This window comes from Moorena sp. SIO3I8 (assembly GCF_010692325.1).
GTDB lineage: Bacteria > Cyanobacteriota > Cyanobacteriia > Cyanobacteriales > Coleofasciculaceae > Moorena.
Genome location: NZ_JAAHHW010000168.1, coordinates 1 through 11139, shown reverse-complemented (window position 1 = coordinate 11139; position 11139 = coordinate 1). Strand labels below are relative to the sequence as shown.

Sequence of the window (11139 nt, the reverse complement as noted above, 5' to 3'; positions counted from 1 at the left end):
AAAAGGGGGACGAGCGAGTATGGCTCCCCCTCGGAGATACCCCATTATCCCCCTTAAAAAAGGGGGACGAGCGAGTATGGCTCCCCCTCGGAGATACCCCATTATCCCCCTTAAAAAAGGGGGATGAGCGAGTATGGCTCCCCCCTTATTAAGGGGGGCTGGGGGGGATCTAATATCTTGCGGAAAACTTTGAAAACACGCCCTAGTCCCCAGTTTTAGACCCATCTAGAATAACCAGCATGTTGTGCCATCAGGGTTTTGTGTTGGTTGTTCAGTTTCAGTTTGGTCTTGAGAGCTTTGTACATGTTTAATGATCTTGTCACAGGTTTTCCCTTAACTATTACCAACTCCCCTAGTCTTTCCCGAGCAGCTAAAGTGAGCACCCAATCCTTTCATTCTAACCCACTGCGCCAGTGGTTAACTCGCTTTTCCCTATCCCTAGGCTTGAGTCTAGTATCTACATTCAGTGCAATTCCTGCCCTAGGAGCAGAGCGAATTACTTTCTTCGTTTCTCCCTTTGGACAATTTAATATTGGGATTGAAGACTTGGAAATTTTTGCTAAAGATGGCACAATGACAAGGCAATTTGCCTATTATGCCAACTTTGCTACACCAACACAATTAGCAGCACTGCGGATTCTACTAAATAGTCGATTTAATATTTCTCCCAGATATGTTTATTTGTTCACTCGCTTACCGGTGGGGAAAACCTTACTGCGCCGATTGGGGAATGTAATAAAAGCAGATTTTAATCGCAATGGTTTCTATCCCTTGCGGGGTGCTTTAGTTTCGGCAGCTTCGGATCCAGAAGGCTTGAGCGTTATTAATGTATTGCGTAAGTTTTCCCTAGAAACTATTTACCTGGATGTGGAACTAATTTCTGATGTTACTGATGAGCTATCAAGGCTATTTGTGGTAAATGATGTTGTCTTTAGTGCCATTAAAAATCGGGCACAACTACAGGGAGAAGGCTCAACATCGTTTAATTTCTCAGCACAAGCAGATCTCAGGAATTCTGGAGGAATAGGTTGGCGTAAAGAAACCTTTGAGGTTTATAACTCTGAGCGTCAAGCTTCGTTTCCCGTTGATATTTATCTACCTAGGTCTTCAGACCAAGGAGCAATAAGAGGCTCGATTCCAACTCTGGTTATCTCCCATGGTTTGGCTTCAGACCGCAATACCTTTGCCTATCTAGCGAAACATTTAGCATCTTACGGTTTTGCAGTTGCGGTCCCGGAGCATATTGGTACTAGTTCCGAACGCATTAATCAAATCTTTGCTGGCTTCGCCACTCCCCTCAATCCTACTGCGATCATCCATCGTCCTCTGGATGTGAAGTATTTGTTAGATGAACTTTCCGCTAAAGCTAATTCTGACCCGAGTAAGTTTGGCAGGCTGAATCTAGAAGAGGTGGGAGTAATTGGTCAATCCTTCGGAGGCTATACTGTTCTTGCTCTAGGAGGAGCTAAGCTCAATTTTGAACAGCTTACTAGTGAGTGTGATGCTGCTCGACAGAACAATTTATCCTTAGATGTATCCCTGCTACTCCAGTGTCGAGGTACTCAACTACCCCCAGAAGACTATAATTTGGGAGACGAACGGGTAAAAGCAGTGATTGCTGTTAATCCGCTCAGCAACCCGATCTTTGGTGAAGCCGGGATGTCACAAATTCAGGTTCCGGTCATGATGGTCTCTAGTATCAGAGACATCTTTGCGCCACCTGTAGAACAACAAATTACCCCCTTCAGCTGGCTAACTACCCCAGAAAACTATCTAGTGGTGACAGAAGCAGGTACTCACTTTTCCTACCTGGGTGGGGCAGGAGAGGGTGTCTTACCGGTTCCACCTGAATTGATTGGGCCAGATCCTGCGATCGCTCGTCCTTACCTGATGGCACTTAGTACCGCTTTTTTCAAAACCTATATTGCTAAACAACCCCAATATGCTTCCTATCTCAGTGAGTCTTATGTGAAAGAGATTAGTCAAGACCCATTGAATCTGTTTCTGATCCAGTCTTTGCAGGAAAATCAACTCAAGTAGGAACTGTGTGTTACAAATTGGTGATTTTACTACAGAGAATGATAATTCACCAATGACCGTCCATCCTTACTCTCTCACCAAACAGAATTCATAATAGAATGACAAGTTTTTGGTCAGGATGAGCCATACTATGAAGGAAGCTACCAACCTCACACAACAAATCAAGGTTAAGGTAGAAGATGACCGTACAGGTATGTCGGTGGAAACCCTTAAGCGAGCCTTTGCTGATAATCTTTATTATATCCAGGGTAAAAATCAGTTTTTGGCTACACCCTACGATTACTATATGGCTCTGGCTTATACGGTAAGAGACCGGCTACTTCAGCGGTGGATTAAAACCTTAGAAACCTATACTAGAAAAAATGCTAAGACGGTATATTACCTGTCAGCAGAATTTTTGATGGGTCGCCAGCTCACTAATAACTTGCTCAACTTGGGAATATATGATCGGCTCAGCCAAGCTCTCCACGAATCTGGGCTGGAGCTAGATGACCTGAAAATCCTGGAAGCTGAGCCTGGTCTAGGGAATGGCGGTTTAGGACGCTTGGCTGCTTGTTTCCTGGACTCCCTGGCAACGTTAGAAATTCCTGCTGTTGGGTACGGCATCCGTTATGAATTCGGTATCTTTGACCAGCGGATCATTGACGGTGCTCAAGTTGAACGTCCTGACAAATGGCTACGCTTCGGCAACCCTTGGGAAATCCGACGCCCAGAATTAACGGTTGAGGTTAATTTCGGGGGTAAGACAGAATCCTACAAGGATGATGAAGGGCGCTATCGGGTGCGTTGGGTTCCGGAGTGGCAGGTTTTGGGTACTCCCTACGATATACCAGTGCCTGGTTACAAGAAAAATACGGTCAATACCCTGCGTTTGTGGCGTGCTGGTGCCAGTGAGGAATTTGATTTTGAGGTGTTCGACAGCGGTGACTATGCTGGCTCTGTGACTGAAAAGATCTATTCCGAGAATATCTCGAAAGTTCTCTATCCCAATGATAACACTTCCCAAGGGAAGCAACTACGGCTAGAGCAGCAGTATTTCTTTGTTAGCTGTTCTCTTCAGGATATTATTAATAATTATCGACGAACTAATAGTAATTTCGACCTGTTCCATGAGAAAATTGCGATTCAGCTGAATGATACTCACCCATCAATTGGGGTGGCGGAGCTGATGCGGTTGTTCTTGGATAAGTACAAATTGAGCTGGAATCGAGCTTGGTATATCACTAGGAACACCTTTGGCTATACTAATCATACTTTGCTAGCAGAGGCTTTGGAACGCTGGCCAGTTAGCCTATTTGAGAAACTATTACCGAGGCATATAGAAATTATCTATGAAATCAACCGTCGCTTCTTGGATCATGTGCGTGCCAAGTATCCAGGTGATAATGACCGGCTCAGACGAATGTCCTTGATTGAAGAAGGACCTGATAAGTCTGTGCGGATGGCTCATTTAGCCTGTGTAGGTAGCCATGCTATTAATGGGGTGGCCGCACTGCATACGGAATTGCTGAAGAAGGATGTGCTCCAAGATTTCTATGAATTGTGGCCAAATAAATTTATTAATATGACCAATGGGGTCACACCCCGTCGGTGGCTATTGCTGAGTAATCCTCAACTGTCGGAACTGATTACTGAGAAAATTGGAGAGGGTTGGGTTACTAATCTAGACCAGTTCAAACAGTTAGAGCAGTTTGTTAATGATGCTGAGTTTTGCGATCGCTGGCGCAAGATTAAGCAGCTGCACAAGCACAACCTTGCGGATTATATTCTGCTACACAACAATATTAAAGTTGATCCTAATTCCCTGTTTGATGTTCAAGTAAAGCGGATTCACGAGTACAAGCGTCAGTTGTTGAATGTACTCCATATCATTACTCTCTACAACCAGATCAAGGAGAATCCCTCTATCGATATCTTGCCCCGAACCTTTATTTTCGCTGGCAAAGCAGCACCGGGTTACTACATGGCTAAACTGGTGATTAAGTTGATCAACTCAGTAGCAGAGGTTATCAATGATGACCCTGATGTAAGCGATCGCATCAAGGTAGTTTTCTTAGAAGGCTTTTCGGTTTCCCTCGGAGAGCAGGTTTACCCAGCAGCCGACCTTTCAGAGCAAATCTCCACTGCTGGCAAGGAAGCCTCTGGAACTGGCAATATGAAATTTGCCATGAATGGAGCGTTAACGATTGGTACCTTGGATGGTGCTAATATTGAAATCCGAGAAGAAGCAGGAGCAGACAACTTCTTCCTGTTTGGTTTAACTACTGAGGAAGTATACGCTCTCAAGGCTGAGGGATATAACCCGCAAGAATACTATAACAACAATGAAGAGCTCAAGCAGGTAATCGATCAGATTGGCTCTAGGTACTTCTATCCCCGTAATCCTAACCTGTTTAAGCCAATTGTGGATTCCCTACTGTACGGCGATGAGTACCTGCTTTTGGCAGACTACCAGTCCTATGTGAATACCCAGAAGCAAGTATGCCAAGCCTATCGGGATCAGCATCACTGGACTCGGATGTCGATTATTAATGCGGCGAATATGGGCAAATTCTCTTCAGACCGCACGATTCGGGAGTATGGTCAGAACATCTGGAATGTTGAGCCGATTTCCGTTGACCTAGACGAGTACGACCAGGACTCTGCTGGGTTGAAGCGAATAAGTGAACTACCTTAATTAGGGAGTCGGGAGGTGTGGGGAGATGGGGAGATGGGGAGATGGGGTGATGGGGTGATGGGGTGATGGGGTGATGGGGTGATGGGGTGATGGGGTGATGGGGTGATGGGGTGATGGGGAGATGGGGTGATGGGGTGATGGGGAGATGGGAAACATTTTTATAGGGTACGAGGTACATTAAATTTTATTACCCCTACTCCCTATTCCCTATTCCCTATTCCCTATTCCCTATTCCCTATTCCTTTAATTATAGGTGTGCAGAAGGCAGGAACAACTTCTATTTATAACTACTTAACGCAAAACCCTCAAGTTTATAAAAGTCTAAACGCTGAAAACCCCGTCACAAAGCGAGCGGGTCAGAAGTTACCGCAAAAATAAGGCAGCCTTTATGGTTGGTCGGCTATGGGTAAAAGGGTTAAAACTTTATGATTAAGGCTGCCTTATTTTAAGGTTTCGTCTCCGGGATGAAAGCGAATAGCGGCTTTAGCCGCCTGTGAAAAATATTCCAGGAAAATCCAGAATCTTAGCCTGGTTGTTGTAGAATAAAAGTAGAAACAGTTAAGGTCGAAACTGATGATTATCTTGGAGTTCAAAGCAAAAGGGAAGAAACATCAATATTCCGCTATTGATGAGGCTATTCGGACTGTTCAATTCATTCGCAATAGCTGTCTCAGGTACTGGATGGACAATAAAAGGGTTAATAAATTTGACCTTAACAAATACAGTGCAGTCCTAGCCAATAATTTCCCTTTTGCCAATGAATTGAACTCTACGGCTCGTCAATCTAGTGCCGAAAGAGCATGGTCATCAATCATTCGGTTCTTTGATAACTGTAAGAAAAAGGTACCCGGCAAAAAAGGTTTTCCTAAATTCCATAAAAACTGCCGTTCAGTAGAGTATAAGCAGTCTGGCTGGAAGTTGTCCCCTGACAAGAAATCAATTACATTTAGTGATAAAAAGGGGATTGGAAAGCTCAAACTTAAAGGTACATGGGACTTATGGCGTTTTGACAAAAAACAGATTAAGCGGGTTCGGATAGTTCGTCGAGCTGATGGCTACTATGTCCAGTTTTGTGTTTCAGTTAACATCAAAGAAGAATTAGAACCAACTGGAACGGCTGTTGGTCTAGATGTTGGACTAAAAGAGTTCTATACTGATTCCACTGGGAATACTGAACCTAACCCCCGTTTTTACAGGACGGGAGAGAAACGCCTTAAGTTCTATCAGCGCAGAGTTTCTAGAAAAAAGAAAGGCTCATCCAATCGCAGAAAAGCAGTTAATAGACTAGGTAGACATCACCTTAGAATAAGTAGGCAACGCGAAGAGCACGCCAAGAGACTGGCGCGCTGCGTAGTCCGATCTAACGATCTGGTCGCCTATGAAGATTTAAGGGTTAAGAATCTGGCTAAAAACCACTGTCTTGCTAAGTCTATTAATGATGCAGGTTGGTATCAATTTAGGAAATGGATGGAGCATTTTGGTACAAAATTTAAGAAGGTGACGGTTGCAGTAAATCCCGCCTATACCAGCCAAAATTGCTCAGAATGCGGTGAGGTTGTTAAAAAGTCTCTATCAACCAGGACTCACACCTGTAAGTGTGGTTGTCAACTAGATAGAGATCATAATGCCGCCATAAATATCCTAAAAAGAGCCTTGAGTACGGTGGGGCACACCGGAACTTGGATCATTGATCCCAACGCTTCAGGAGATCCGACCTCTACTCTTCCTGGTTCCGGCCTGGTCGAGCAAGTTAGATCGTTGAGTGAAGAATCCCCGCGTCTTTAGACCGGGGAGTGTCAAATGAGTCCGGTTAAGGAAACCAATTTTTTTGAAAAAGATTGGGGAAAGTTGCCTCCAGAACTAATAACTCCTAACAAAAATAGAATTGATACCTTTGAAAAATATTGTAAACTTTTCGAAGACGTTAAGGATGAAATAGCGATTGGTGAAGCATCCCCTAACTATTTGTTTCATTATAAATCATCTTCTGAACTAATATTGCGCTATTTGCCGGATGTTCAACTGATTGCTATTCTAAGAAATCCCATAGACCGAGCTTATTCGGATTATTTAATGCACGTTCGGGAAGCGACGGATGTAGCGGGTAAGGTTCAACCATTATCGGAACAGCTTAAGTTTCGCTATAAGGGGTCGTTTACCCTAAAAAAAGGACTATATAATGATCAACTGAAACATTTTTTTGAAAAGTTTAATCGACATAAAATAAAAGTTTATCTGTACGATGATTTATGTAAAAATTACGTGGCTTTGCTCCAGGATATTTATCGATTCATTGGAGTAGATGAAACGTTTATCCCGGATGTATCCAAAAAAGCTCAAGTGGCTCAAATTCCTAAAGTAAAATTGGTTAATAATCTGTTGCGTAAACAAAATCCCCTCAGAACTATGGTGGCTTCTGGACTAAGGTACATCCTGCCGCTGGAGGTGAGGCAAACTGTTCGTTTGGCGCTAATTAACATGAACTCAACTGATAAGAAAAAAGCTGCTCTTTCTAAAGAGGAACGGCAACAGTTGCTGGAATTTTATCGTGATGATATCCTCAAACTCCAAGATTTGATTCAACGAGACCTTTCGGTTTGGTTAACTGTTTGAGTGTAAGTAGTCAGCTTAAGCGCTACGCGTACGCTACGCGAACAGCTATTGAAGAAAACAGGTCAGAATTCATTTAATCTGAGTTATGTCGCAGCGTTGAAGCCTGCGCCACAAACTAGCTAGAAGTCAGATAGGACTTACGCAAATCCCTCAATTTAACGCTACCTGTAGGGTGGGCAAGGTTTTGCCCACCCTACCCATGCATTCTGTGCGGGTGGAACAGGCTTCTAGCCTGTGATAAGTGCGCATATGCTTACCCATGGGCGATACTGGGTTCGAACCAGTGACCTCTTCCGTGTGAAGGAAGCGCGCTACCACTGTGCTAATCGCCCATACTTTTTTAGTCACTAGCTTTACAGTATACCACAAATTACGGTCACGTGACAACTAATGTTTGCGTGAAAAGCTGACTTTTCTGATATCCCTTGATGGTGAATCAGTCAGCTGTGGATCAAGCTAGATATCAATCTAGATATAAAATCTTAAAACTACACTATAGCATTTTTATACCACCAATTTAGGAGTTGACAAACACAAGTAAGTAATGTTACATTAGCATCGCAAGAGTTTTAATGGTTAGACCCCTATAAACAGTGGGTTGCCTAACTATCAGGTAGACAGGATTTTTTTCACTCTTTCCTCTTCCCTTTTCCCTGCTCCCTGCTCCCTAAAAACCCAGAACTTTGTACTTAATTGAATTGCAAACCGCTGTATCGATGAGTCAGTTAGTAGTCTTAAAACTGGGAAATGGAAATTGTCAGGAAGGTTTTCCTACTGTTATCGCTCAACTTTGGGAAACAGATCATCGTAATCCGATTCAGTTTACTGGATGTTTGCCTGCTGCACCGGAACTGCCTAAACTCTACAAACGCTGGCAATTAATGTATGCAGCACTCTACGGAGGCTTCAGGTGCGATCTCCGTCTGGAAATTCATGACGTTAGTATCACTAATGTTTCAGAAGCTGAGTTTAGGAATCTGTCTCAACAGTTAGAAGAGCAAATTAATACCTGGCTCAATGCTGAAGAATTTCACAAGATTGAACGGCGAGTGCGAACTAAACTAATGCCGTCTGAGGAAATTAGAGTGATTATCGAGGCGGAAGATGACCAAGTGCGACGATTGCCTTGGCATTTGTGGCGTTTATTTGAAGATTACCCGCTGACAGAAGTGGCGTTGAGTAGCCAAGAGTATGAGCGAGTCAGAACGCCAGCTCGAGAGTCAACGGGTCAGGTTAGGGTATTAGGAATTTTAGGAAATAGTGAAGGGATTGAGGTTGAAAAAGACCGCGCTTTACTTGAGCAGTTACCAGAGGCGGAAACTGTTTTTGTGGTGCAGCCACAACGCCAAGAGCTTAACCACCAGCTTTGGGATAAACAGGGATGGGATATCCTGTTTTTTGCGGGACATAGCGGGAGTGGGGCGGATGCTAAAACCGGTTACATAAGTATTAATCAAACTGATAGCTTAACGATTTCCCAGTTAAAGCATGCTCTGAGAACAGCTATTACCTGTGGTTTGAGACTGGCAATTTTCAACTCTTGCGATGGCTTGGGATTGGCACGGGAATTGGCTGATTTACATATTCCTCAGTTGATTGTGATGCGGGAGCCGGTGCCCGATCGAGTGGCACAGGAGTTTTTGAAGTCCTTTTTAACGGCATTTGCTGGTGGAAAATCCTTATATTTGGCAGTGCGGGAAGCTAGGGAACGGTTGCAAGGGTGGGAAGATAACTATCCTGGTGCTAGCTGGTTACCAGTGATTTGCCAAAATCCGGCTGTTGTTCCGCCGACTTGGCAACAGTTGCGCGATCGCAATCAATTCCCTTCTGTTTCAGGTAGCTCCAGTCAGGCTCATGGGTCACAAACCTCTTCAGAGGGTCAACACATGATGCGATCGGCTGTAGCAGGGGGTCAAACTTCATTGCCCAGTACCTCCCCTACTCCTTCAGACCAAACTAGCTCCGACAAACCATCCCATTCGTTTCCGATTCGTTTACTATGGTGCGATCGCGTTTTGTTACTCAAGGCTAGTGTATTCGCCATGGCTTTGGTAATGGGATTGCGGTGGTTGGGACTATTGGAAGGGCTTGAACTAAAAGCTTTTGACAAACTGATGCGACAACGACCCTATGAAATGCGGGACGAGCGTCTGTTGATTGTTAAGGCTACCCCAGAGGATATTAAAAATCAGGAACAGCAACCCAAGCATGGGGCATCGTTATCAGACCATACTCTTACTCGGCTATTTGAGAAACTCCAGGAGTATGAACCAGTCACGATTGGCTTAGATATCTATCGTGATTTTCCGGTGGATCCAGCTTACCCTAAACTAGCAACTTACCTGGGACAAAAGAATTTATTTGGTATCTGTAAAGTTAAAGATGCTAAGGCTGGGGACACCGAAGGGATTTCTCCACCCCTGGAAATTCGGCCAGATCGGATTAGTTTTAGTGATGCTTTACCTGACAAAGGGGGAATCCTCCGTCGCCATCTGTTATCTCTGAACTCACCAGACCTGACTGATAAGTGTACTGCTAAGAATAACCTTAGCCTGCTACTAGCCCTATACTATCTAAATGCTAAGGGTATCCAATGGGGCTACACATCAAATCAGCAATTGTGGATTGATGCGCCACATTTGGGTAACGGTAAAACTGTTGTGCTGAAGGAATTAAATTCTGATACCGGTGGCTACCACAGAGTGGATGCAGCAGGTAGACAAATCTTGCTAAATTACCGTTCCCGTCGCTCTCCTGAAGATATTGCACTAACAGTCAATGTTGGCGATATTCTCAATGATAAGATTCCGCCCCAGCGCAGGTCCCAACTGAAGGGTCGGATTATTCTTGTTGGTATAGCCGGTCCAATTAATACCAGTAGTGATTACTGGCTCACCCCTTACAGTGCCAGTCAGTCCCTGAGCGAGAAGCGAACACCAGGAGTGGTGATTCAAGGACATATGGTAAGTCAAATCCTGAGTGCGGTTCTGGATAATCGACCTTTGTTGTGGGTTTGGTCAGAATCAACAGAAGTGCTGTGGATTTGGGGTTGGTCTGTGGTAGGAAGTGTAATTGGTTTGGTAATGGGATTCCGCTCAGGCCAGGCTAGGGGTATGCATTTCCTAAGTGGCTTGGTAATCTCGACGGGAGTGGCACTTGGTGCTTTGTATGGCATTTGTTATCTGTTTATTTTGCAAGGGGGTTGGATACCGCTGGTGCCATCAGCAATGGTATTGGTGCTTACTTCGGTGGGTATGGTTTTGGTAGTACGTTATACACCATGTTCCAATCAGATGTGAAACTTAGATTGATGCAAAAAGGGAACTTCTGAGACCCAGCCAGCATCTTCCTTGGCAAAAGCATCGGAGTTGAGAATGGTTAAAATTAAACTGCTTTATGGGATTGCGTTTGCTCTGACGACTCTCACTAGCTACCCAGCACAAGCGCAATTGATGGAATCCACTGGCAATAGGGCTGAATCTATAGCAGTAGAGTTTAAACAGCCAGATTATTCAGGTGATGCGCCGAGCGGACGTAGGCGAGGTACAGGTAATCGTGGATATTGTCCTATGGCTGTTTCTGAAATGGGAGGAAACCTTAGGATGACTCCTGTGATCGCTAAAGATAGTAGGGGATTGACAGTTAATGAGTCTCCGACTATCTGGGTTCATGTTTCCTATCAATCTGAACCTGTTGAGAGGGGGCTTTCTGGGGAATTTTCCTTGCAGGATTCAAAAACTAACACCAAGCTTGCTCCAAAATATCTCCCTGTTACTTTGCCAAGTCGGTCTGGTGTGTTTAGCATACCT

Annotated in this window: 7 protein-coding genes, 1 tRNA gene and 1 pseudogene; 6 read left to right on the top strand and 3 right to left on the bottom strand. The window is 44.3% G+C overall.

Annotation, left to right across the window (positions count from 1 at the left end):
• Window positions 1-218: 218 nt before the first annotated feature.
• Window positions 219-305 (bottom strand): annotated as a pseudogene (locus F6K51_RS33135) (helix-turn-helix domain-containing protein); the annotation flags it as partial.
• Between F6K51_RS33135 and F6K51_RS33130 the strand changes: the two are divergent.
• Both F6K51_RS33130 and F6K51_RS33125 read left to right on the top strand, forming a co-directional pair.
• A complete protein-coding gene (locus F6K51_RS33130; RefSeq protein WP_293029027.1) occupies window positions 304-2040 on the top strand; it encodes an alpha/beta hydrolase in 1737 nt (578 codons plus the stop codon). The pseudogene F6K51_RS33135 and the gene F6K51_RS33130 overlap by 2 nt on opposite strands.
• 130 nt (window positions 2041-2170) lie before the next feature.
• The gene (locus F6K51_RS33125) at window positions 2171-4717 is read left to right on the top strand and encodes a glycogen/starch/alpha-glucan phosphorylase (protein ID WP_293029025.1); all 2547 of its coding nucleotides are present in this window, start codon (window positions 2171-2173) and stop codon (window positions 4715-4717) included.
• Here F6K51_RS33125 and F6K51_RS33120 read toward each other — a convergent pair whose 3' ends face one another.
• A complete protein-coding gene (locus F6K51_RS33120; RefSeq protein ID WP_293029022.1) occupies window positions 4718-4873 on the bottom strand; it encodes a hypothetical protein in 156 nt (51 codons plus the stop codon).
• A gap of 417 nt (window positions 4874-5290) precedes the next feature.
• Here F6K51_RS33120 and F6K51_RS33115 point away from each other — a divergent pair, with 417 nt between their 5' ends.
• Complete coding sequence (locus F6K51_RS33115) at window positions 5291-6502, top strand: transposase (RefSeq protein ID WP_293029019.1); 1212 nt, start codon at window positions 5291-5293, stop codon at window positions 6500-6502.
• Between the two features lie 15 nt (window positions 6503-6517).
• Entirely contained in the window at window positions 6518-7330 is an 813-nt protein-coding gene (locus F6K51_RS33110; RefSeq protein ID WP_293029016.1) for a sulfotransferase domain-containing protein, read from the top strand.
• Window positions 7331-7590: 260 nt separating this feature from the next.
• Here the strand turns inward: F6K51_RS33110 and F6K51_RS33105 are convergent.
• Window positions 7591-7662 (bottom strand) — tRNA-Val (locus tag F6K51_RS33105).
• 351 nt (window positions 7663-8013) lie between these two features.
• On the opposite strand from F6K51_RS33105, the gene F6K51_RS33100 reads away from it, so the two are divergent.
• Together F6K51_RS33100 and F6K51_RS33095 are read left to right on the top strand one after the other, a co-directional pair.
• Complete coding sequence (locus F6K51_RS33100; protein ID WP_293029013.1) at window positions 8014-10629, top strand: CHASE2 domain-containing protein; 2616 nt, start codon at window positions 8014-8016, stop codon at window positions 10627-10629.
• A gap of 75 nt (window positions 10630-10704) precedes the next feature.
• The coding region (locus F6K51_RS33095; RefSeq protein WP_293029010.1) for a DUF928 domain-containing protein at window positions 10705-11139 on the top strand (435 nt) is incomplete at its 3' end.

What these genes read in the sequence shown, in the direction of transcription:
- F6K51_RS33130 (WP_293029027.1), top strand. Translation starts at nt 304, where the DNA reads ATGTTTAATGATCTTGTCACAGGTTTTCCCTTAACTATTACCAACTCC.
- F6K51_RS33125 (WP_293029025.1), top strand. Translation starts at nt 2,171, where the DNA reads ATGAAGGAAGCTACCAACCTCACACAACAAATCAAGGTTAAGGTAGAA.
- F6K51_RS33120 (WP_293029022.1), bottom strand. Translation starts at nt 4,873, where the DNA reads ATGTTTCCCATCTCCCCATCACCCCATCACCCCATCTCCCCATCACCC.
- F6K51_RS33115 (WP_293029019.1), top strand. Translation starts at nt 5,291, where the DNA reads ATGATTATCTTGGAGTTCAAAGCAAAAGGGAAGAAACATCAATATTCC.
- F6K51_RS33110 (WP_293029016.1), top strand. Translation starts at nt 6,518, where the DNA reads ATGAGTCCGGTTAAGGAAACCAATTTTTTTGAAAAAGATTGGGGAAAG.